The organism is Enterococcus casseliflavus (assembly GCF_029215545.1).
GTDB lineage: Bacteria > Bacillota > Bacilli > Lactobacillales > Enterococcaceae > Enterococcus_D > Enterococcus_D casseliflavus.
The window spans coordinates 2,368,463-2,390,799 of the sequence record NZ_CP119393.1; the positions used below are offsets into that span (position 1 = coordinate 2,368,463).

Below are 22,337 nucleotides of genomic sequence, written 5' to 3' on the forward strand. Positions count from 1 at the left end.
TTACCTCCTTTACTCTTTAAAGTTTTTCGCTCCTTGCAACATATATTTTAATGCTTCTATTCTCTTTACGTTATTACTACTATCGTATCTTCTCAGCCAAAATTGTAAAATAAGGAAAAAAGATAACTTTCCACCAAGAGCTTGGTATAATGCTCCTTTATCTACATAATATTTTTTATTGAATCCCTCAAACCACGAAGACGTGTCATTATAAACATCAGAAATTGTTATAGGGATTGAATAAATTTTTAATTTAGTTTTTAGAGCACTCCATAAAAATAGTGTGTCTTCTCCAGAACCGTATCGTGTTCCTCCACCAAATAATAGTGAGAAAGATAGGTTCTTTTTTAGTATGCTATTTCTTTTAAATGTAAAAGTGACAGTTCCATATTTCAGTGAATTATAAAACTTTACTTTTCCTTCTTTTTTTGTAGTTTCTCGGATTTTATTTCCTTGATGAACTCTAACATTAAATATAATCATATCTGCATCTGGATATTTTGAATAGGCTTCGTTAATTATTTTTTCATATCCATCCACAAAAACTTCATCCTCATCAGCCATTACAATGATATCATCAGAAGCCCTCATCAAGGCATTATTTCGACTACGACCTACTCCTTTTTCAGACATAGAATAGAATTTCCAAGTCCTGTCATTTATAACTTGTTGTTTATATGAAAAATTTTCTGATATATTTGGGGTTTGATTAATGACAACTGCATTTGTTTGAATATTCATTTTTTCTAATAAAGACATATCTTTATTCATACTTGATACTAAAACTTCCATAATAATTACTCTACCTTGTACTTTCTGCTTTTTCCCAAAATGGTTTGGATTTTCCAGTAATCTCTCTGTAGCCACCAATTAGCTGAGCCAATATTGTCATTACATAGTAAGAAAGAAATTTTAAATATTTATTACTTGAATTTCGACCAACTAATGCTAGTAAATATGCCATGAGCTGTAGAATAAACAAAAAAACATATATTGAGTTAAAACTGTCAATTGCTAAAAACAGATTTGTTATAAAAACAATTACATGCATTAGATATAGATTATTTCTAAGTGTTCTATGTGAGATATAAAAAAGAGTAAATAATCCATGGTCAAAGAAATTATATTTATTGAGATCAATAAAATTAATCATTATTATTTTACGTGACATTCTAATTTTCCGATTAAACTCATCATTATCTGTTTCTCCTGCTTTTTCAAATGCTATTGCTTTTTCATTGTAAAAAGCTTTTTTTCCTAAATTAACAAATTTAGGTGGAAATATACTATCATGACTATAAATTGGATTGATTTTCATATATTCTTTTTTTCTAACAGCATATATACTTCCATTACCAGCTGTTATAGAGGCTAAATCTGATTCGATTTTTCTCATCCTAAGATCCAGATCCCAATAGGTGGATTCTGATTCACTTGTTGAATTTACACTATTATTAGTGTAAACTAGTTTACCTGCTACATATCCTATCTCTGAATTTGATAATGATAACACAAGCTCGGTAACTGAATTTTTTTCTAACATAGAATTAGCATCAGTAAAAACTATAATTTCCCCCTGAGCTACTTCTACTGCTTCATCCTGTGCATTTGTTTTTCCTTTTCGTTCTTTCACAACATGTAACTTAACTATTTCTGGAAATCTTGCTACATATTGGTTAACTATTTCATTCGTTGTATCTGTGCTATTATCAGAAGCAACGATTATTTCTAGTTTATTAGCTTCATAATCCAAGCTCAACAAATTTAATATTTTTTTTTCAATGACAGATTCTTCATTGTGGGCTGGAACTATTATAGATACACTTGGACGATAACTATCATCAAATTTGACTTGCTTTTTATGGATAAATTTATTCAAAAGTTCAAGCAATATAGGATAACCTATCATGGTATATACAATTAATATTAGAAATAGATAAAATAAGCTTTTCATAATTCTCCCACTTTACTCTTCGTTACCAGTAAACCTTTCTTTGGTAGAACTGGTTGTCGAAGAAATACCTTCTTTAACTAGCACCTTTTTAATAGTTAAAAAGAAAATAATAATATCTTGTTTGAAAGTCACGCTATCGACATACTCACAGTCTAACTGAAACTTTTCTGTCCAGCTAATTGCATTTCTGCCATTAATTTGTGCAAGCCCAGTTAACCCCGGACGTACTAGATGTCTTCTTTTTTGTTCTGCATTATAAAGCTCTAAATACTCCACAAGCAACGGACGCGGTCCAATAATGCTCATATCACCTTTTAAAATGTTTATCAATTCTGGAAGTTCATCCAAACTAGTTGCCCGCAGAAGTTTTCCAAATTTAGTTAGGCGGATTTCATCTGATAATAAATTTCCCGCAGAATCTCTTTCATCAGTCATTGTTCGAAATTTATACATTGAAAATATTTTTTCATTTAATCCTGGACGCTGCTGTTTAAAGATAACCGGTGATCCTAACTTTATTCGAACTAATATAGCAACTATCAGCATAACAGGACTCAATACTATTAACCCTATCCCCGATAAAAGTACATCCAAACCTCTTTTAAAATATTTTTCATATACTCCTAAAGAATTATGCATTTTTAATCGCTCGCTTAATTGTTGTAATTACTCGTTGTAAATCTTCATCTGTCATCTTTGTATCTGAAGGCAGGCAAACACCTGTCTCAAATAATTTTTGTCCTACATTATTTCCAATATAGTCATATTTTTCAAATACAGGTTGTAGATGCATTGGTTTCCAAATAGGACGAGACTCAATATTCTCTTTCTCTAATTCATCCATTAAATAGTTTGGATCTATTCCATCAAGAGTGATTGCGGATAGCCAAAAGTTAGAAACACTATAATCATTTTCCGGCATAAAGTTTATTTGTGTCAGATTTTTTAATTCTTCTTTATAAAAGTCATGAATGTATCTTTTCTTAGCAACACGGTCATTAAGAACCTTTAACTGTCCTCTTCCAATTCCAGCCACGATATTACTCATCCGATAATTATAGCCTATTTCACTATGTTGATAATGACGTGCTTTATCTCTTGCTTGAGTTGACCAAAATCTAACTTTCTCAATTCGTTCCGCATCCTCAGAAACAAGCATCCCACCACCAGAGGTAGTGATAATTTTATTTCCATTAAATGAATAGATACCATATTTACCAAAAGTACCTGTATATTTCCCTTTATAAGTGGTTCCCAAAGATTCTGCCGCATCTTCAATCAATGTCACATCAAATTCTTGACAGATAGAAAGAATCTCATCCAACTGTGCAGCTAATCCATATAAATGCACAACAATGACAGCTTTTGTTTCTGGATACTTTTCTAATGCTTTTCTCAACGCTACAGGATCCATATTCCAAGTTTCTAAATCACTATCTACAAAGACAGGAGTAGCACCTTGATAAATAATTGGATTTGCAGTCGCAGAAAAAGTCAATGATTGACAAACAACAATATCACCTTGTCCAACCCCCGCCGCTTTCAGAGCCATGTGGATAGCAGAAGTACCTGAAGCTAATGCAGCTGCATGTCCAATTTTTACAAACGAAGCTAATTCCTGCTCGAACCCATTTACATTTGCGCCTAGTGGAGCAATCCAGTTAGTGTCAAATGCTTCCTTTACAAATTCTTGTTCATATCCTTTATCACTCATATGAGGTGATGCTAATAAAATTCTTTCTTTTTCCATTCTTACTCCCAACTTTCTATTACACGTGTAGGATTTCCTACATTTTTTGTATTTTTATCAATATTTCTAATAACAACACTACCCGCACCAACAATAGAACTGTCACCAATAGAAATATTTTGAATAAGTTTTGCTCCGACTCCAATTTCTATATTATTTTGAATAAGTGTGTGTCCGGAAATACTTACTGTTGGATATATAGAATTAAAATCACCAATTGTTGAATCATGTCCAATAGTAGAACCGATATTAATCATATTAAAATTTCCAATATTAATATCAGCAACAAAAGTTGTATTAGCCATTACTACATTACCTTCACCAAACTTGATATTGAATCCTATTAATGCTGTAGGATCGATTAAATTTGGAAACTTTAAATTTTTGTTTTTCTTTAATTTCTCTAGAATTATCCCTTTAATTTTAGGTGAGGCGACTCCAATAGCTACACCAATGGGTTCTTTCCAATTTACTAATTTATCAATTGCGCCCATTATAATCCCAACTTTCTATAACTCTCGCAGGCACTCCCACTAATTTTTTTTTATCATTTACTTTTTTTATTACTACACTACCTGCCCCTAAAATATTTTCATCTCCTATTTTAATGTTTTGAATGACCTTTGTTCCAACACCAATTTCGTTATATGATCCTATTTTAACATTGCCTGATATATTAACATTTGGATAAATAGAATTATAGTTTTGGATCTCACAATCATGTCCTATTGTAGAATGAATATTGATCATATTAAAATCCCCAATACGAATTCCTGCAGTAAATGTGGTATAAGGTGAAATTATATTTCCAATTCCAAACTTAACATCTTTCCCAATTAATGCTGTAGAATCGATGATATTCGGAAAAAACAAATTTTCATTGCTTTTATGTTGATTATAAATGTTTTCTTTGATTCTAGGATTTGCAATTCCAATAGCAATTGCAGTACCTTTACTTATCCTGTTTAAATAATTTAAATTTCCAAGAATGGGATAGCCAAGCATTTTTTTTGGGAGAGATTGATAATTATCATCAACAAAACCCAAAACTGTAAAAGTTCCAACTCTATCTAACAAAAATAAGATTTCTTTTGCAAATCCACCAGCACCAACTATAATCAATTCCGTTTGAATCACCTCATTTATTTGATTCATTTGCAAATTTCACGATTTCATTAGCCAATGTAGCACTCTCTTTAGGAAGTGCTTCTACAAAATAAAGTACCTCTTCCAATGAATATCCTTTGATATTTCCAACAAAAATTTTCTCAAAGACTGCTTCATCATTCCGTTCTTTATCCAATAATAGTTCTTCGTATAATTTTTCACCAGGTCGAATCCCAGTCTCAATAATCTCAATCTCTTCTTCGCTATAACCACTTAGACGAATCATATTCTTCGCAAGATCGACGATTTTCACCGGTTCGCCCATATCTAAAATAAAGATTTCGCCACCTTTAGCAAGTGCCCCTGATTGAATAACCAAGCGGCTAGCTTCTGGAATCGTCATGAAATAGCGGGTCATGCGAAAATCAGTCAATGTGATTGGTCCGCCTTTTGCTATTTGCTCACGGAATACTGGAATTACACTGCCTCTTGAACCTAAGACATTGCCAAAACGAACAGCAGAAAATTTCGTGCAACCTTTTTCATTTAAGCCGGTAACAATCATCTCAGAGATCCGTTTTGTCGCTCCCATGACGTTTGGTGGATTGTTGGCTTTATCTGTAGAGACCATTACGAAGTTCTTAACTTTCGCGGCTTTGGCAGCTTCAGCAGTATTCTTGGTTCCGTAAATATTATTTTTGACTGCCTCTTTTGGATTGTATTCCATCAACGGTACGTGTTTATGGGCTGCCGCATGATAAACGATATCCGGTTTGACTTCGTTCATGATTTCAAACATCTTTTCTCGATCTTGTATATCGGCTATAACGGGAACGATTTCGGTAATATTGTCTTTAAAATTGATTTTCAACTCACGGTCAATTAAGTAAATCGAGTTTTCGCCATGTCCTAATAAAACTAGTTTTTTAGGATTGAATTGAATCACTTGGCGACAAATTTCGGAACCGATCGATCCGCCAGCGCCAGTCACTAATATCGTCTTTCCAGTAATTTGATCTTTGATGGAGTCGATATCCAATTTGACTTCATCTCTGCCTAGCAAATCAACGACATCGATTTTCTTCAAACGTGATGTACTGATTTTTCCAGAGGCGATTTCTTCCATTGATGGCATCGTGTTGACTTTGACATGCAAAGGTTCAATTAAGCTAAAAATGCTCCGCAATTTTTTCCGTGACAAGGATGGAATAGCGATCGTAACCATATTGATCTCATATTTTTGAATCAATTCTGGTAAATCACTAATACAACCCAAGACTTTTTTTCCAGAAAGATACGTGTTTCGTTTATTCGGATCATCATCGACAAAGCCAATGATATTAATGTCACTTGCCGTTTTCGAACCTACAAAGCTATTGTAAAGAATACGACCGCCTTCCCCTGCGCCGACGATCAGGGTATTCTTGACAACCTCATTGGACGTCCCCCTCATGTTTTTTCTTTCAATAAAGATCCGCCAAATCAATCGACTAGCTATGATCAAAAAGAGCGAAAGAAAGTACGTAAAGATCACTAACCGCACGCTATAGGTTTCATCACCGAAAAATAAGATCACATTACATGTAAAAGCGCTGCATGATATAGCCAGGAAGATAGCAATCATTTCTTTCAAGTTCGTGTAACGATTGATCCGAGAAAAAACACGGAACACGGAACCATAAAACAGGTAGAAGCCGACAGACAGACTCACAGAGATCATTGTAAATTCCCTTGGAATCTCCACAAAGGGTCTCATAAAATAAACTGCTGCAATATTCGCTGCTATGATCAATAAACTATCTAAAACTATCAAAGTTACAATTTTTCTTCTTCTCGTTAATTCAAACAACCCAGTTGCCCCCTAAAATAACCCGAATTTCTTTTTTTTCACTTCTGTAAAAGCTGGAAAATTGATCTGATCCCCGTTAATCAAATCTTTTGCTACTTGTTTCATCAATGTTACTTTGAGCATGCCAAAATCTTGCTCAATTTCCTCATAAGCTTCTTTTAAATTAAAGGTGCGTTTTGTAACGCCATGCGCATCCGAAGCGACCATCTGAACAAGATTATGTTCAACCATTGTTTTTGCTGTTTTTTGGATTTCTTTTCCAAATACGCCGACATAACTTGGCGCAGTTAACTGTGCCAAACAGCCCATATCTAAAAAAGGGATGAGATTGTTAGGGTCTTTTCTAAAATGAGCATTCCGCTCGGGGTGGACAATGACTGGAATCTTTCCCAGCTGTAGTAAATCGAAGAATATTTGTTCTGTATACGTAGGCACTTCAATCGTAGGAAATTCTATCAAGATATACGTATCATCAAGATCTGTAAAAAGGATGTCATTTTTCTGTATATCCTCAATTAAATCTCCTGTTATCCTCACCTCTTGCCCCTCAAGAACTGTCAAGGGCAGGTTCCGTGCGTCTAATTCTTCTTGTAAAGAGGTAACGAGAGAAATGACCTCTGACTTCGGATTGCGGTATTTTCCATTGTTATGATGTGGGGTACAAAGGATATGCGTAATTCCTTGGCTAATCGCTTTTTCAGCCATAGCAATGCTCGCATTGATGTCTTCTGCACCATCATCAATTCCTGGTAAAATGTGGCAATGTAAATCAATCATTTCTCTCGTCTCCTTCAAATTAATTAATTTCCATAATAATAGTAGTAACCTGAATCTTTCGAGTGTTCGGCACCGTTATAGACCACCCCAATGATTCTTGCTTGAACCATATTCAAAAGATCTCTCGCTTTTGTTAAGGATTCTTTACGTGCAACATTTTCTCGAACCACTAAGATCGTCCCATCTGCTTTAGATGCCATGATTTGTGCATCGGTGACTGCTACAACTGGTGGCATATCAAAGATAACCACATCGTAAAGGTTTTTCGCTTCTTCCATCACTTGGTTCATTCGTGCTGACCCAAGTAGCTCAGATGGATTTGGTGGTTTTGGTCCGCTAGTTAAGACAGATAAATTATCAATCACCGTTTTTTGAGCTGCTTCAAGGACGCTCGTTGAGGTACTTAATACGGTACTCAATCCACTCGCATTGTTTAAGCTGAATGTTTTGTATACAGTAGGCTTTCGCATATCGGCATCAACTAACAATACTCGTTGTCCTGATTTTGCAAAAACAACCGCTAAATTGGCTGAAGTTGTCGATTTCCCTTCACCTGGACCAGAAGAAGTAACAACAATGGTCTTGATTTGTTTATCTGCTGAAGACGCAAATTGAATATTTGTACGGATCGTACGATATTGCTCTGAGATTGGTGAAGAAGGATCAATTAGCGTGATCAAACTTACTGCATGTGTCTGTGTCCCAGTACGTTCTTGTTTTTTTGCCATCATTGTTCCCTCCTAGACCCGGCTACGACTACGGCGTGATTCTGCCGTTTTGTCGCCTTGCGGTTTCTTAATAAATGGTGCGCTTGGCTTTTTCTGAATGGTCGCAGCCAATTCTTTTGGTGACATTTGGGGTACAGTACCTAATACGGTAAAGCCTAATGTTTCAGTTACAAATTTATCATCTTTGACAGTTCGATCTAGCAGCTCCAATAAGAAGGCTAAGCCAACACCGACCATGATGCCTAGTACTAGACCAATGGCTAAGTTTAGTTTGTTGTTAGGTGAAACTGGAGTGGTACTAGCTACCGCACTTGAAATGATTGAGATTTTATCAACATTCATAACATCTTGGGCATTTTCTTGAAAGACTAATGCAGTCGTGTTGGCAATATTTTGCGCTGACACTGCATTGGTACTAGTTGCCTGAATGGAAAACATTTGTGAGTTCTGTGACTGGTTGATTGAAATGGATTCTTTCAATTGTCCGACAGTCAAGTCAAGGTTATTTTCAGATTCCAAACGATCCTTTACTTGTGTCATAACTAAGTCACTGACGATCATATCTTTATACGTATTGATCATTTGCAAGTTTGTATTCACATCGTTGGCATTGGTAGTTTCGGATTGAGGCAATGTCACAATCAACTGAGCTTGGGAACTGTATTTGGGTGTAATGACAAAGAAGGTGAATATCCCTGCTAAAGCTAAGCCAGCAAACATTGAAATAAAAATAGCAGCTAAGTGTTTCCGTAGAATTGCGAATATTTCTTTTAAGCTAATTGTTTCTTCCATCTTTTCTCCACTTTCCTATTCATTCTCTAGATTTAATTGAGCTTTCAACTCTTTTTGAACTCTTGCTAGTTCTTCGTCACTCACACGCTGATATGAGATGCCATCTTGCATGAATCCTTCCCCTTGCAACTGATCTTGTTTGATCGTTTGAAAGGCACTGCGATAATTAAATGCTAAGGTTCGCATGTCATCGAAACTCATATCTGTTTTCATGTTTTGCTCAACAGCATTTAAGATCGTTTGATATTGGGTGATTCCATCAAGACTCAAGACTTTCTTAACGATCCCTTCAACGATTTTCCGTTGGCGTTCTTGACGTCCATAATCGCCGTTTGGATCTTCATAACGCATTCTTGAATAGGCAAGGGCTTGTTCGCCATTTAGTGACGTACGTCCGATGGCAAAATCAAAGCCATCTTGCGAAAAGGTGATTTCATTGTCAACTTCAATGCCGCCAACCGCATCGACCAATTCTTTCAAACCAGCCATATTGATTGATACATAATGATCGATCGGAATATCCAAGAATTTTTCTACGGTATTCATTGCCATCGCTGGTCCACCAAAAGCATAGGCATGATTAATTTTATCTGTCGTCCCATGTCCAACGATATCAACATAGGAATCTCGTCCAATACTCACCACCGTCGTCTGATTGTCTTGTGGGCTGATGGTCGCAACCATCATGGTATCAGAACGGCCTTGTTCCACTCTGCCTAAATCACCAGTATCGATCCCCATCAGTAAAACCGAGAAGGACTCTTGTTGGGATAGATCGACATCATTTTCACGTAGGCGAACTTCTCGATCACGCTCGACTGATTGATAAGTTTCGTTAATTGAGTTTGACACATCAAAATATAGTTTGGCAGCGACACCGATCAATCCGATGACTAACACTGCAACGATTGAAAAGATAATTAAAAAGATTTTTTTTCCTTTTGACATTTGCTTTCCTCCAGTTATCTTAAATTTCCTTCAGCACAATTCAACTTATTTAATAGTAAGACGCTGAACTCATGTCTGTTCCAGTACCGTCTCCTGTTGATGTCTCGTCAGAATAACTTTCAGTTGAAGCTGAGGGAATATAACTGGTATAGCCTGTATACCCCATTTGTGCCGCAATTGAATTAGCGGACTCTGTAAAAGAATCTTTGAGTACTTGATTTCGCACTTGATTGATGCTATCAATCAGAGCTAAATAGCCATCCAAAGTCACTTCGCTAGTTACAACATTTTCTTGCAGCATAGCATTCAAGCTGGCTTGAATTTGAGTAATGCGATCCAATTGAGCGGTCGCAAACTCTAAATAAGCAGAAACAAGGTCTTTCCATGGACCATCTTCAAGAAAATTTAAATCCTCACGGACATTCCCTAAGTCCGCTTCTTTTAAATCCTCTTTAATAGTGACATTGTTCTCAGCAGCTTGCCAATTCGAAATACCTTCAGTAAACAACGCTGCTGTCTTAGCTTGTACTTTCACTTTTGCCTCAATCACTTTTAGTTGATCATCCAGCGCTTGTTTCTTTTCTTGAATCTCAACAGATTCGCCCGGCAATGCGCTCTCTTCGATTCCGTAATCATCTGCAGATACTTTTACTGCTGATAGTTTCGCGACAGTTTTCAAAACCTCTTCTTCGCTAAGATCACTTCGTAAAAACGTTTGCTCTTCGTTGCTGTACATACCAGCAATTTCTCCGGACAGTTCATTTAAGCGCTCTCGCTCGCTTGCAATCGCTGTCTGTGCGTATTCGACTCGTTGCTGATATTGTCTTTGGTTATTTTGTCGGTAACCTATCAAACATATTAAGATGGCTCCGATTCCCACAGCTAACACAGTCAAAGTCTTTATTAACGGCTTTCCCATGAACACACTCCCTAATTCAATTGTGCTTGTTTAAGCATGCTGCCTTCGTCTCACATAATAAAGGCAATTCTAGTTTATTATAAGAGAAATGTATCATTAAATAAAGGAAATTCCTGTTTTTTCTTTTTAAAGGTATATTTTTCGTCAATAAAAGACTTATACAGTGGCAAACATCAGTTATTTTAAATATACATAAATAACGTGAAGCATACTTGACAGTTTTTTTAAACCCTCATTTTAAATAATAAATAATTCAGTGATAATCGTTGTTCTCATCGTCTTTGAGAGTTGTTATATCATAGAAAAATAACCTCGAGCGATTACATTCGTTCATTTTCTCAACATCTTTTCATTATAAATAGAAAAGATAAGATTTTCAGAAAGAAAAGTTAAATACTTTTCTTGTTATTATAAATCGGTTTGGCAAAACTGAATATTTTTCTTGGTGCACTAAGGGTTTCTTTCGCGGTTACTATTTCTTTACGCCAATCGTTCCTGTTAAAATTATAAGTTATCTTCAGAAAACTGACTTTCCCCCTCAATTTCACCTCACCAACTTCTATCGGTTTATTTCAAATATAGTTAATCAATTAATTTTTATTTTATCGTAATAAAATTATCCCTCCTATCTTACTATTCAATGCCAATTAATTTCCTTCTTTGCACTGTAAAAACGTGTTTCTACCTATATATATGCCGATTTTCAGTTGATTTATAGAAAATGCAAAAAATCTTGCGCATACTCAGGTATAGATTTCACCAATCGATGAAATACGTGATTTGTTTTTTCTTCCCTATCTTCTTTAAGATGAATAAGTAAGATTTACGATTTTGTTCATGAAAGGAGCCACGTCTTGAGAAATTTTCAAATAAATTTTATTACCAACACTGCAACGATTCGATGGCTGAAAATTTTGATGGCATTCGAGAAAAATTATCAATGTTCGACTCAAGGTTTGGCAAAGATTTCAGGAAGTACCACGCGAACGATCGTGACGGATGTAACGGATCTAAAAGAGTATTTTGGCGACTGTTTATCGATCGACTCTTCTCACAAGGGGTATATTTTTTCAATCAAACACTCCGCTGTGTATTTAACGAAAAAACGTGCGCTGATTGCCAATGAGATTCTGTTCCATATCATCGAAAGTATTTTCCACAATGATCTTTATAGCTCATCGGAATGGGCAGAGAAATACCATATATCAGAAAGCACTGTTCTTCGCTATTTACGGAAAGTGCAACCGATTTTTTCTTTCTATCGTTTAGAGATTCAAACCAATCCTATTTGCTTCCTCGGTGAGGAGATCAATATTCGCAAGTTTTTCCATGATTTCTATTATGAATCAGAAATTACTGCCCATACGATCTTTCCGCCGATCGCCATCCAAAATATCACTGCTAGTGCTTTTTCAAGATGTTATCAACTCGACCAACATGCTTGTTCATTTGGTGAATTCAATTATTACTTGTATATCACCTTTGAGCGCCATTGTGCAGGTCAACGTATCGAGTTGCCTAAGCAAATAAAAAAAATATTCGAGCAGTATAATGATTTTCGGCTATTTTCTGAAATCAACGAGGCAATGAGTGAACAATACCAAAAAGAACTTCCCTATGAGGAAGTCCTTTATTTGTTCTTACTAGTGAAAACCCGTCGCTCAATCAGCAACTTGGCGATCGAACAAACCTTTTGCAGAGAGTATAATCATTGGCCTGAAATTAAGCAGCTTGCGGCAGCCTTTGTCAAAGATTGTTTGCCGGATACACAAGATAGCGCTCGCGATCGACTCTTAGTGGAGTCCTTTTTTACGGTAGCAAAAATCAAGCAATTATTATCCCCCTTATTAAATCATATGATTTCTGATACCGTTCAATTTGTCGAAGAGGCGTATACGGACGATTACCATCTATTTAAAAACTATCTGTTGACGCAACCATTAGCTAGAGAAATTTGGGACAGTAACACACTGGAGCACTTAGGAACGAGTCTTACGATGTACGTTACTTCTATTAAATCGTTGTACTGGCAAGCCAAGAAGAATATCGCTTTTTTGTTCGAAGGCCCCTTTTATTTATGCCAATTATTAAAATGCAAATCTGTTCGTTATTTGCGCAGTTCTCGGACCTTTTATTTCCCAGACTCCAATGAATTGTCGGCAGGCTATTTGGAAAAAAATCAGATTGATTTGATCGTTACCAACTATACGGAATACATTACCGAATATGCCCAAGACATTGATTATTTGCTATTCAAAACCTTTCCCGATGAGCACGACTGGGAAGCTTTAGAGGAAACGCTAAACGCTAATTTCAATCCTTGATTAGCGAACACCCGCCGTTTCCCTCGATCTGACCAAGCTATTCAAAAAATGCTCCTGAGAATGAGTGTAAGAGCTTGTGAGCAGTTTAACAATAAATCCAGAGCCTATCGCTTATGTCGTCACTGACGCAGCGATAGGCTCTCTTCTTATGCCTTCCTACATTATAAGTAAAAAAAGAAGCAGCCACTTCATTCAGTGAGCTGCTTCTTGCTAGTTGATTGATTAATCGAGGATCGTTACTTTTACTTGACGACGGCCCCATTGGATACATTGTGCGACATTATCAAAGTGAACATCAATGATGTTTCCTTTGATCGCGCCACCAGTATCAAGCGCTAGTGCTACGCCATAGCCTTCAACATTGACTAAGGTGCCTAATGGAATCACGCTTGGATCAACGGCAACTGCCATTGGATTTTTACGTAAGTCTGTACCACTTGCTGTAAAGAAACTAGAGCCAGCTTCTTTATACGAGTAAGCAGTTGATTCCATCATCAATGTTCGACCACTACTAGTATTGCTGTTGTTGCTATTGTTATTACTGTTGTTAGTTGTATTGCTTGAGCTGCTGTTCGAGCTATTGTTGTTGCTTGAAGAACTGCTCGATGATGAGCTGCTGCTTTCAGTCGTATTGCTGCTCGATGAAGCAGACGCTTGTGATTCAGAAGCGCTTGAACGTTCGGCAGCCTGGGCTGCTTCTTTTTCAGCTTTTTCTTTCGCTGCTTGTTCCGCCGCTTCTTTGGCTGCTCGTTCTTCTGCTGCTTTTTCAGCAGCTAAGCGAGCTGTTTCAGCTTCTTTGCTGGAAGCAATTTGTGCCAAAGTTGCTTCGTTTTCTTTCAATTGGGCTTGTAGATTCGCAATTTTTGAATCCAGTGTTTTGGCTTCTGATTCTAATGCGGTTTGATTTTCTTTCAATGATTGCTGTGTTGACTGTGCTTTTTCTTCTAAAGCTTCCAGCTTTTCTTTTTCTGCTGTCAATGAATCGATCTTTTCTTTTTCCAAGTTTTGTAACATCGTCATTGCATAGGCACGATTGATAAAATCTTGGATGTTGGATGATTCTAACAGTACCGTCCAGTCTCTGGTTGCCCCGCCATTGACTTGGATGTCTTTCATACGTTCCGCAACGACTGCTTCACGCTTTTCAATTGTTTCTTGTGCAGTTTTGATTTCTGCTTTGGTTGTTGCTAATGATTCTTCATTTTCAGCGATTTGAGCTTTTAGCTCTTCTACCTCACTGTATTTCGCATTCACATCAGTCAATGCAATCTGTACTTCCGTACTGATTTCCTGACTTTGCTGCATGACGGCACTTTCTTGCTCTTGCAATGATTCAAGTGACTCAGCCTGCGCAAAGATTGGAGAAACGATTCCTGCCGCAAAGACAGCGACAACGATTGTTCGTAGTTTCTTTGCCTTCAAAAAATTCCCTCACTTCTCACTATGGTTTCCAACATATCCTATTATACAAATTCTTAAGAAGAATTTTATTGCAGGACCTTTACAATTTATTACAAATTATCGTAAAAGTGGGTGTTTTCATCGTCTTTTCCGACTGAAATTAGTCAGAAGCGGGAAGAATCAGCATTGATAAGGGTTTATTATTTGTAATCTAACCGTAACAAACCTATTTTTTCCTACGAATGGCTTCAATAAATCGAGACAATTCCTGACTGCTTTTTATCTGATTGATTTCTAACTTTTGAAAGTTTTTTAAGAGTCTTCTTTGATGGAAATTCAATCTCGGTAGATTTTGTTTTAAAACGCGCCATTCTTCTGGAAACGCTGCGAAGCGCCCTTGCCAATCGTTTTTATATTGCTCAATATTTTCAGCCAATTCTTTTTTGTGCTGTTCAAAGGCTTGATTGACTTGTTGCACCGCTTTCTGAAAGGCAACCAAGTTAGCTAGGGTATAGCCCATATCAAAAGAGAGAACCATTAATAAGAAAACTGGCAATAAGAATCCTACTCGAGCACTCAATGTTTGAACAATCTCCAGCATTTGCGGATGAACAAATCGAACAATCAGCACACAGCACACGCCCCAAAAAAGAGAAATCGGCAATGCCACCCGTCCATTGATATTCAATGGGACTTCTTTATAATCCCACCATGAGGCATGAAAAAAACGCTCAAGTAAATAACTTGTCACATATTCAAGCACGGTAACCAACAACGCTGCCGCAAAGAACAGTGGAATCACTTGCTCATGCAATGGCCGTAAAAAATAGACAACGCCAAGAATCCCAAAGCCGTAGATGGGTGTGATTGGACCAATAAGGAAGCCCCGATACACAAAGTGCTTAGCTTTTAGTGAGCAATAAATAGTTTCCCAAAGCCAACCGATAAATGAATACAAGAAAAACAATAAAATGATCCGTTCAAATTGAACCATACCTATCCGCTCCTTTTCAAACTTTTGCAATGATCTGTGCAATCGTACTTGTCATCACAATCATACCACAAATCAATCGCTCTTATTTTGAATCAGTGTAGGAGCTTATTCCTCGTTTGAACGTTCTTTTTTCGTTGCTTACTGATCACCAAAGATAATTGATGGGTGCACTTGTTCTTTCAAACTATAGCCACACAGTTCTTTGTTAAAGGTAAAATGATCTTGTTCCACATTGGCAATGATCTCATCTTCGGAAAATCCGTGAAAATCGTAGTCATTGATGTAACTGCGAAGTAATACTAATTTTGCATCAATCAAGAGAACTCGTTGGATGTCCATCCAAAAAGCCATGTCTTTGTTTTTCAATATTTTTTTCAATTCTGCTTCCTGTGCTAACCAGTATGCATAGACTGATGGCATTTCACCTTTAATGGTTTCAGCAGATAATCCTTCTCTCATTTTTACTAGATACTCATTTACTGATTGATAAAACAATTTCCTTCCCCCTAGTTCCATTATTTTTAAACGTTGATCCTATGTTTCTTCTATTTCCTCGCCGCTTTGAGCTATCTTTCTCTATCCGACTGTTGCTGATGTCGCCTTTTTTGTATCGAAAGAAGCCATAGTATTTCGCAACAAAATTCTGACAATTATTCAAAACAAATAGATACATAAAAAACACACTATTATTTTATAGATATAACCGACACAATTTTTAACTTCACTATTCTTTTAATGCTTCCTTTCTTTTCTAAAGCATAGCAAAAGTCGCCCCGTATTTATAATCAACTTTTGCATCAATCTAAGAAAAAAGTGAAAATAAGCGGTAATAGTCAGTTATTTCCGCTTCATTTTTTTAAATTTACTATTTAACATTCCTTTATTTTTTTCGATTCATGCAATAACTGAGAATATTTTATTGCGTTATTTCCTTTCCTATTATACGATTAACTAAATAATGTTGGTTATTTGAAAATAAAAAACAAAGGGGAACGTGAGAATAATGAGAAAAAGTGTTGTTTTTAGTTTATTGGGGTTCACACTTCTTTTTGCTGGCTGCACGCCAAAAGAGGAGAAACCAGCTTCAGAAAGTACGGAAAATGCAAGCGCTACAAGCTTATCTATGACTTCGTCAACAGAAGTCGCCCAAGAATCAACGGTCTCTTCCAGCGAAGCGGCTTTACCGAGTTCGGAACAAACTATCACAGGCGTGAGCGGAACAAACTATACCATCGATTTACCTAGCAATTGGCAAGAGGTACCTGATTTCACTTCATTGAATCCTGACAATGATTTCATGTTGTCCGATGCGTTAGAAACGAAATACTTAGCTGCAGTCGTTGAATCGAAACAAGATTTTGCCGATTTAGAAACTTATCTCGGATTGGTTCAAGAAAATTTGGCAACGAGCTTCGATACGACTGCCACCTTTTTACCAATTCCTGACACGAAGGCCTATTTCGTTGATTTCCCAGCGACAGTTGAAGGGCTAAATATCCACTATATTTATTATGTACTTGAAACCGAAAATAATTACGTTCAGTTGTATGGTTGGACGTTAGAAAGCTTGTACGACTCTTCAAAAGAGGAACTAACAGCGATCATGAACAGCTTCAAAGAAGAATAAACAAACATCTGTAACCATTTTGGCAAATAGCCGCAAAAATGGTTGCAGATGTTTTTTCTTTTTATCTACGGACTACAAGTCGTTGCCCTACAAGAATCAATGGGCCAGAAAGATTATTCCACTGCATCAACTGATTGACAGTCACACCATAGCGTTGCGAAATCCCCCATAGAGTGTCTCCCGAACGCACGGTATAGGTGGTGCTGTTTGATGAGGAAGCGTTCGTTTCTTGAACATACGCTGCACTTACCCAGCCACGCCCTTCAATTCGATACCAGACATTGTTACCATTGACGCTAGTTCCGGTCTTTTGCGCAACTGCGCGAAAAGAGGAGTTGTTTAACAAAGAACCAACAATTCTAGCACTGGTAGACGCATCAGAGCGAATATTCAATGTTGCGGTGGTGCGAAACTCTTTATTGATGCTTTGTTCAGAGCTATTACTTCCAGCGGTCACTTCTGTCACGTACGCAGCGCTCACCCAGCCGCGTCCTTGGATTCGATACCACACATTGTTGCCGTTGACACTCGTTCCCGTCTTTTGAGCGACTGCTCGAAATGTTGCATTGCTTGCCAAGGAGCCGACAACAGAAGCGCTAGTCGATGCGTCGGAACGGATGTTCAAGGCGGTGGTGGTGCGAAACTCTTTGTTGATGCTTTGTTCGGCATTGTTGTTATTGTTATTATTATCGTTGTTATTATCATTATTATTGTTGTTATCATTCCCACCCGTATTCGATGAGATCTCCGTCACGTGAGCGGCACTTACCCAACCACGTCCTTGAATTCGATACCACGTCGTATTGCCGTTCACACTGGTGCCGCTTTTTTGCGCTACTGCTTCAAATGTTGCGTTGGCAGCCAATGAACCCACGATCGAGGCGCTGGTGGAAGCATCTGAACGGATATTGAGTGCTGCATTTGTTCTGAATTGCTTATTGATCGCCTGTTCAGAATTGTTATTGTTGTTATCATTGTTATCATTTGAACCGCCACCACTTGATGTATCGTATTGGGTCAAATTGTACGTTTCAATCAAGTTGTTTAGCTTACTTGCATAAGCCGTGTCGGTGGCATAGCGTCCTTGCAGCCATTGTGTCGCGTCACGATAAGAATTCGTATTAGACTTCCATGCCCCATGGTAGAAGAAAACACCCGGCGAAAATGAGGTGGTTCTCAAAACGTGCGCATTGTCTTGAAAAGATTCTTTTAATGAAGGGTATTTACGAAACTTCGCAATAATCGGATAGAGGTTGCCATTCCCGTCATCTTCCAAGGTTTGCATCTCTACAAATTGTCCATTGTAAGATCCCTTGATACCAAACATATTATTGGCAAGAGTAGTCAGCGTGGATTGCCCCCAACCTGATTCTAAGATCGCTTGCGCAATCATGACTGAAGCGTAGAGGTCATTTGCCCCCGCCACTTCTTGTGCCATTGGTCCTACTTGCTGAATAAATGCTTGCTGATTATTAGAACGTGCCATTGGATTGTTGTAGTTGGGCATGACCTTCGTTTCAATGGCGATCCGCTCTTCTTCTGACAGAACAGGAATGTCACGATCGATTTCTGCTTCATTCTGTTCAGAAGCATCATCTGCTGGTTCATTTTCGGGTACGTCTTGAATTTCTACTACATCCGAACTTTCAGCTTCTGATGGTTCGGTACTATCTTGCGTTGCTGGTGATCCCTCGTTCACTTCTTGATCTTCTACAATGCTCACGGAATCTTGCGTCGATGTGTCTTGGGTTGACTCTGCTGTTTCAACTACTTGAACACCATTTTGGGTTTCTGCTGACTCAAGTGTATCTGCTAAGACATTCATCGGCAAAATATTCACCGTACTAACAAGTGCAGCGGTTGCCGCCGCACTTTTACGGTAAAGAAGCCCTCTTTTTTGTTTCTTCGCACGATAACGAAGCTGTTTTCTTTCTTCCATTTGTCTCTCCTTAAAACTACAGCTAGCTATTTCTTACATTCTTACTGCAAAGCTAGGTGTAAAATGAGCGGTACTGCCAACAGAAACATTTTGTCCTGGGCGTGGTGCATGAATGTATTGTCCGCCACCTAAAGCAATGGCTACATGATAGGTGCTGCCTGATGAACCCCAGAATAATAGATCTCCTGGTTGTGCTTGGCTCACGGAAATCACTGTACCTGCTGTTTCTTGTGGTACCGTCCATCCACCAATATCTCTCCCTGTTACTTGTAAAAAGACATAGCGAGTAAAACCAGAACAGTCAAAGCTGTCCGGTCCTTTGGCACCCCAAACATAGGGTTTTCCGATATGCTTATAAGCTTCTGCCACGATTGCAGCTCCATTTGTTGATGCTGGTGCAGAAGGTGCTGGCGGCGTCACGATCGGTGCAGGTGACGGAGCAGGCGTTGGCGCCGGTGTGGGTGTAACTGGCGTCGGTGCTGGCGTTGGTGCAGGAACTGCAGGTGCACTGTCTGCTGGCGTCTCTGGTGCTGCAGGTGTCACTGGTGTTTCTGGCTCTTGAATTTCTGGTGTATCTACTGGTGCTTCTTCTGGAGCCTCTGGTGTTTCAACTGGTTCAGATTCTTGCGTTTCCTCTGGCTGCGTTTCTGCTGGTGCTTCTGGCTCTTCCACTGGCGTTGGGCTCTCTGCTTCTGCGTCAGATTCGGTGCCCTCTGCTTGAACAGCCGCTTCATTCAAGGCTGCTGCTTCTGCTGCAGCTTGTTCTGCCTGCTGTTGCGCCGCTTGTTCCGCTTGGGCTTGTAAAGCAGCAACACGGGCAGCTTCTTCACGAATTCTTGCTTGCTCCGCTTCATAGGCTTCTTTTTCTGCACGCAGCTGTTCTTTTTCTTCTTCTTTCGTTGCTTCTTCGTAGGCTAAATTACTAACTAAGACATTTAATTCTGCTTGGCTTGCTTCCAAGACACCTTTTTGTGCTTCCAGATGGCTCTGTGCTGCTTGCAATTCTGCCACTTTTTCTTGTGATTCCGCACGCTTTTGTTCAACTGCTTGTTGGTCGGCTTTTTGCTGTTCGATCACTTCATTATTTGCTCGAATGATCGTCGTCATGGCATGTACCCGACCCACTAGATCACTGACAGAATCAGCTTCTAGTACGGCTGTTAAAAAATTGTCGCCTTTCCCATTGACTTGTGTTTCTCTGGCTTGTTTTTCAATGTTTTCTGAGCGTTTGGCGATGCGCTCTTCTAACTGACTGATTTCCTGATCCAATCCTTCGATCGCTTGCAACAAATCACTTTGCTGCGCTAAAATGATTGCTGCTTCTTGATTTAATGAATCAATTTCTGCAGACAATCCATCAATTTCCCCTTGTACGCTTTGACGTTGCTGTCTCAACTGATCAATTTCGTTATTTTTTTGTTCGATCAATTGATCGTGATTCGTAGCAAAAACGGTCACAGGTCCGCCGAATGATGACAATACAATGCCGCACATACACACTGTTGCAAAGATTTTCTTCTTCATCTGATCCTCCAAATTCAATTTTAAAACTTTTTTTTCATTTATTTGACCATTTTCATTTTACCATAGTTCAGCAGCAAACCCAATCCGTAAGCGATTTACATTTTAGTTACATAAATAAGATCTGTTTTTTTATTACATGTTCCCCACTACTATCCCACCAACACGCAGAGTGAATCCCTATGTATCAAGTGTTCAAGAAAATTTCATAGAAAAAGTCCTTTTTCTTAAGAAAAAATAAATAATGTTGTAGATTTCACTTTTATTACATTAATTTTCTGCAAAATATGCTTGATTCACAAAATTTTAAACAGACGAAAAAAGCTCCTTCCTAGTGTTTTCTAGAAAAGAGCGTGCTTTTTTTGTCTGTATTATGCGCGATAGGGGAGTAGTTGTCTCATTACGGCGATTTGGTCATCAATGGTCTGTTCTGTGATGTGACCGGTCAGAGCCAAAATCCCTAATCCTTCAATCACGAACATATAGTTTTCTGCAATCACTGCCAAGTTTTCATCTTTTAACACACCTTGCTGAACGCCGACTTGAAAGATCTCATGGATCGTCCGTTTCGTCTCAGAAAGTTGTGCTTGCTGCAGTGAACTGGAGGCTTCGGTTTTATGCGTATAGTAATACTCGTAGACGGCTCGCAGCATACCGTCAGAAATGCTGTGGAGTAGACGCTTGCGATGGTCGGAAAAATATTTGTTTAAAATCGTTTCAAAGGGCACTTGCTCCATGATCATCTCTCGTACATCATCAAATTTTCGTTTGGAGCGCTGCTCTAACACTGCCAAAAAAATCTCATCCACCGAACGAAAATACAAATAAATGCCGCCGCGACTAATGCCGCACTCTTCGATAATGTCCTTCATTGTCGCATCAATCAAACCTTTCTTACTAAAGACGACTTTGGCACTTTCAAGAATCAAATCACGCTTTTGTTGTTTTTTCTTTTCCGCTGTAGTCAATTCGCTCTGCTGCTTCTTCGCCATTTTTTTGGCTCCTTTCATCACATTATTAATGACACTCGTGTCATTTTGTTGTATAATCAACCTAACTTAAAAATGACACGTGTGTCATTATAAAAAAAGGAGTTTTTACAATGAATACAAAAAGCAAAACCTATCGCCTTGTCATTCGTGCCATTTTGACTGCTATTATTATTTTACAGACGATGGTGCCTTTTCTTGGATTTATTCCGATCGGTATCACTAGTTTGACGATCATCCATATCACGGTAATCGTCGCTGCCATCGTTTTAGGGACAAAAGACGGGATGTTCATTGGCTTAGTCTGGGGCATTTTTACCATGATCCGTGCGTTTACCTCCCCGACAACGCCCTTGGACATTGCCGTTTTCACCAACCCAATCATCTCGGTGGTCCCCCGTGTGTTGGTTGGCTTAGTGGCTGGTCTCTTATTTACGATCATTTACAAAAAGACCAAAAAAGTCGTCGCTGCTTCGATTGTTGCAGCAATCTTTGGGACCATCACCAATACAGTTTTGGTCTTAACCCTAATGGGAACCTTGTATACTGGCTTAGTTGCCACTACCTATGGTGTCGATGCTTCGGCTTTATTCGTGACCCTCGGTGGAATTGCTGTAACGAATGGAATTTCTGAGGTGATCACAGCTGCGATCTTAACACCCATTCTAGTAAAAGCCTTATTTGCAGCAACTAGCTTACGTCCAGAAAATCGTTAGTC

At 38.3% G+C, this 22,337-nt stretch carries 21 protein-coding genes; 3 read left to right on the plus strand and 18 right to left on the minus strand.

Translation table 11 applies throughout. The annotated features are described in order from the left end of the window. Window positions 1-9: 9 nt before the first annotated feature. Genes P0G38_RS11435 through P0G38_RS11490 form a run of 12 tightly spaced genes read right to left on the minus strand, consistent with a single transcriptional unit; the run spans window position 10 to window position 10,824 of the window. Complete coding sequence (locus tag P0G38_RS11435) at window positions 10-792, minus strand: glycosyltransferase family 2 protein (protein WP_081343846.1); 783 nt, start codon at window positions 790-792, stop codon at window positions 10-12. A 10-nt stretch (window positions 793-802) separates the two neighbouring features. Continuing rightward, window positions 803-1,954, minus strand: a complete 1,152-nt coding sequence (locus P0G38_RS11440) for a glycosyltransferase family 2 protein (RefSeq protein ID WP_074535082.1) — start codon at window positions 1,952-1,954, stop codon at window positions 803-805. Between the two features lie 12 nt (window positions 1,955-1,966). Further along, complete coding sequence (locus P0G38_RS11445; protein WP_074535081.1) at window positions 1,967-2,593, minus strand: sugar transferase; 627 nt, start codon at window positions 2,591-2,593, stop codon at window positions 1,967-1,969. After that, window positions 2,586-3,704: a DegT/DnrJ/EryC1/StrS family aminotransferase gene (locus tag P0G38_RS11450; protein WP_074535080.1), complete on the minus strand. Its 1,119-nt coding sequence runs from the start codon at window positions 3,702-3,704 to the stop codon at window positions 2,586-2,588. Before P0G38_RS11450 ends, P0G38_RS11445 begins: the two co-directional genes overlap by 8 nt. 2 nt (window positions 3,705-3,706) lie before the next feature. Further along, window positions 3,707-4,198 (minus strand): LbetaH domain-containing protein, encoded by a 492-nt coding sequence (locus P0G38_RS11455; protein ID WP_074535079.1) that lies wholly within the window; start codon window positions 4,196-4,198, stop codon window positions 3,707-3,709. Continuing rightward, window positions 4,185-4,859, minus strand: a complete 675-nt coding sequence (locus P0G38_RS11460) for an acetyltransferase (protein WP_074535078.1) — start codon at window positions 4,857-4,859, stop codon at window positions 4,185-4,187. The genes P0G38_RS11455 and P0G38_RS11460 overlap by 14 nt, the downstream gene beginning before the upstream one ends. Continuing rightward, window positions 4,843-6,660, minus strand: coding sequence for a polysaccharide biosynthesis protein (locus tag P0G38_RS11465; protein WP_074535077.1), 1,818 nt, complete (start codon window positions 6,658-6,660; stop codon window positions 4,843-4,845). Before P0G38_RS11465 ends, P0G38_RS11460 begins: the two co-directional genes overlap by 17 nt. Before the next feature lie 12 nt (window positions 6,661-6,672). Further along, window positions 6,673-7,437, minus strand: coding sequence for a tyrosine-protein phosphatase (locus tag P0G38_RS11470; protein ID WP_074535076.1), 765 nt, complete (start codon window positions 7,435-7,437; stop codon window positions 6,673-6,675). A gap of 23 nt (window positions 7,438-7,460) precedes the next feature. After that, window positions 7,461-8,168, minus strand: a complete 708-nt coding sequence (locus tag P0G38_RS11475; protein WP_005234973.1) for a CpsD/CapB family tyrosine-protein kinase — start codon at window positions 8,166-8,168, stop codon at window positions 7,461-7,463. A gap of 9 nt (window positions 8,169-8,177) precedes the next feature. Continuing rightward, window positions 8,178-8,957 (minus strand): YveK family protein, encoded by a 780-nt coding sequence (locus P0G38_RS11480; RefSeq protein ID WP_008378786.1) that lies wholly within the window; start codon window positions 8,955-8,957, stop codon window positions 8,178-8,180. A gap of 15 nt (window positions 8,958-8,972) precedes the next feature. Next, window positions 8,973-9,905, minus strand: a complete 933-nt coding sequence (locus P0G38_RS11485) for an LCP family glycopolymer transferase (protein ID WP_074535075.1) — start codon at window positions 9,903-9,905, stop codon at window positions 8,973-8,975. A 49-nt stretch (window positions 9,906-9,954) separates the two neighbouring features. After that, complete coding sequence (locus P0G38_RS11490; protein WP_074535074.1) at window positions 9,955-10,824, minus strand: hypothetical protein; 870 nt, start codon at window positions 10,822-10,824, stop codon at window positions 9,955-9,957. An 854-nt stretch (window positions 10,825-11,678) separates the two neighbouring features. Here P0G38_RS11490 and P0G38_RS11495 point away from each other — a divergent pair. Beyond that, entirely contained in the window at window positions 11,679-13,148 is a 1,470-nt protein-coding gene (locus P0G38_RS11495; RefSeq protein WP_074535073.1) for an AcpB/EbpR/MafR family transcriptional regulator, read from the plus strand. A gap of 222 nt (window positions 13,149-13,370) precedes the next feature. Here P0G38_RS11495 and P0G38_RS11500 read toward each other — a convergent pair whose 3' ends face one another. From P0G38_RS11500 to P0G38_RS11510, 3 genes are all read right to left on the minus strand, one after another. After that, window positions 13,371-14,570, minus strand: a complete 1,200-nt coding sequence (locus P0G38_RS11500) for a 3D domain-containing protein (RefSeq protein WP_015509381.1) — start codon at window positions 14,568-14,570, stop codon at window positions 13,371-13,373. A 205-nt stretch (window positions 14,571-14,775) separates the two neighbouring features. Then, window positions 14,776-15,543 (minus strand): putative ABC transporter permease, encoded by a 768-nt coding sequence (locus P0G38_RS11505; protein WP_034868446.1) that lies wholly within the window; start codon window positions 15,541-15,543, stop codon window positions 14,776-14,778. A gap of 138 nt (window positions 15,544-15,681) precedes the next feature. Further along, window positions 15,682-16,059, minus strand: a complete 378-nt coding sequence (locus tag P0G38_RS11510) for a DUF7006 family protein (RefSeq protein ID WP_005234961.1) — start codon at window positions 16,057-16,059, stop codon at window positions 15,682-15,684. A gap of 487 nt (window positions 16,060-16,546) precedes the next feature. Between P0G38_RS11510 and P0G38_RS11515 the strand changes: the two genes are divergently transcribed. Next, window positions 16,547-17,170 (plus strand): hypothetical protein, encoded by a 624-nt coding sequence (locus tag P0G38_RS11515; protein WP_074535072.1) that lies wholly within the window; start codon window positions 16,547-16,549, stop codon window positions 17,168-17,170. A gap of 61 nt (window positions 17,171-17,231) precedes the next feature. On the opposite strand, the gene P0G38_RS11520 is transcribed toward P0G38_RS11515, so the two are convergent. The 3 genes from P0G38_RS11520 to P0G38_RS11530 all read right to left on the minus strand — a co-directional run bounded on the left by P0G38_RS11520 (window position 17,232) and on the right by P0G38_RS11530 (window position 21,622). Further along, window positions 17,232-19,109 carry a glucosaminidase domain-containing protein gene (locus P0G38_RS11520; protein ID WP_074535071.1) on the minus strand — a complete coding sequence of 626 codons (1,878 nt, stop codon included), beginning with the start codon at window positions 19,107-19,109 and terminating at the stop codon, window positions 17,232-17,234. A 33-nt stretch (window positions 19,110-19,142) separates the two neighbouring features. Continuing rightward, window positions 19,143-20,633 carry an NlpC/P60 family protein gene (locus tag P0G38_RS11525; protein WP_074535070.1) on the minus strand — a complete coding sequence of 497 codons (1,491 nt, stop codon included), beginning with the start codon at window positions 20,631-20,633 and terminating at the stop codon, window positions 19,143-19,145. A gap of 368 nt (window positions 20,634-21,001) precedes the next feature. Further along, the gene (locus P0G38_RS11530; RefSeq protein ID WP_074535069.1) at window positions 21,002-21,622 is read right to left on the minus strand and encodes a TetR/AcrR family transcriptional regulator; all 621 of its coding nucleotides are present in this window, start codon (window positions 21,620-21,622) and stop codon (window positions 21,002-21,004) included. A 110-nt stretch (window positions 21,623-21,732) separates the two neighbouring features. On the opposite strand from P0G38_RS11530, the gene P0G38_RS11535 reads away from it, so the two are divergent. Then, window positions 21,733-22,335, plus strand: a complete 603-nt coding sequence (locus P0G38_RS11535; RefSeq protein ID WP_005225613.1) for an ECF transporter S component — start codon at window positions 21,733-21,735, stop codon at window positions 22,333-22,335. The last annotated feature ends 2 nt before the right edge of the window (window positions 22,336-22,337 follow it).

Coding starts and splice junctions, on each gene's coding strand:
- P0G38_RS11470 (WP_074535076.1), bottom strand. CDS start 7,437: ATGATTGATTTACATTGCCACATTTTACCAGGAATTGATGATGGTGCA.
- P0G38_RS11475 (WP_005234973.1), bottom strand. CDS start 8,168: ATGATGGCAAAAAAACAAGAACGTACTGGGACACAGACACATGCAGTA.
- P0G38_RS11455 (WP_074535079.1), bottom strand. CDS start 4,198: ATGGGCGCAATTGATAAATTAGTAAATTGGAAAGAACCCATTGGTGTA.
- P0G38_RS11510 (WP_005234961.1), bottom strand. CDS start 16,059: ATGGAACTAGGGGGAAGGAAATTGTTTTATCAATCAGTAAATGAGTAT.
- P0G38_RS11435 (WP_081343846.1), bottom strand. CDS start 792: ATGGAAGTTTTAGTATCAAGTATGAATAAAGATATGTCTTTATTAGAA.
- P0G38_RS11440 (WP_074535082.1), bottom strand. CDS start 1,954: ATGAAAAGCTTATTTTATCTATTTCTAATATTAATTGTATATACCATG.
- P0G38_RS11505 (WP_034868446.1), bottom strand. CDS start 15,543: ATGGTTCAATTTGAACGGATCATTTTATTGTTTTTCTTGTATTCATTT.
- P0G38_RS11445 (WP_074535081.1), bottom strand. CDS start 2,593: ATGCATAATTCTTTAGGAGTATATGAAAAATATTTTAAAAGAGGTTTG.
- P0G38_RS11490 (WP_074535074.1), bottom strand. CDS start 10,824: ATGGGAAAGCCGTTAATAAAGACTTTGACTGTGTTAGCTGTGGGAATC.
- P0G38_RS11530 (WP_074535069.1), bottom strand. CDS start 21,622: ATGGCGAAGAAGCAGCAGAGCGAATTGACTACAGCGGAAAAGAAAAAA.
- P0G38_RS11520 (WP_074535071.1), bottom strand. CDS start 19,109: ATGGAAGAAAGAAAACAGCTTCGTTATCGTGCGAAGAAACAAAAAAGA.
- P0G38_RS11460 (WP_074535078.1), bottom strand. CDS start 4,859: ATGAATCAAATAAATGAGGTGATTCAAACGGAATTGATTATAGTTGGT.
- P0G38_RS11480 (WP_008378786.1), bottom strand. CDS start 8,957: ATGGAAGAAACAATTAGCTTAAAAGAAATATTCGCAATTCTACGGAAA.
- P0G38_RS11515 (WP_074535072.1), top strand. CDS start 16,547: ATGAGAAAAAGTGTTGTTTTTAGTTTATTGGGGTTCACACTTCTTTTT.
- P0G38_RS11535 (WP_005225613.1), top strand. CDS start 21,733: ATGAATACAAAAAGCAAAACCTATCGCCTTGTCATTCGTGCCATTTTG.
- P0G38_RS11525 (WP_074535070.1), bottom strand. CDS start 20,633: ATGAAGAAGAAAATCTTTGCAACAGTGTGTATGTGCGGCATTGTATTG.
- P0G38_RS11485 (WP_074535075.1), bottom strand. CDS start 9,905: ATGTCAAAAGGAAAAAAAATCTTTTTAATTATCTTTTCAATCGTTGCA.
- P0G38_RS11450 (WP_074535080.1), bottom strand. CDS start 3,704: ATGGAAAAAGAAAGAATTTTATTAGCATCACCTCATATGAGTGATAAA.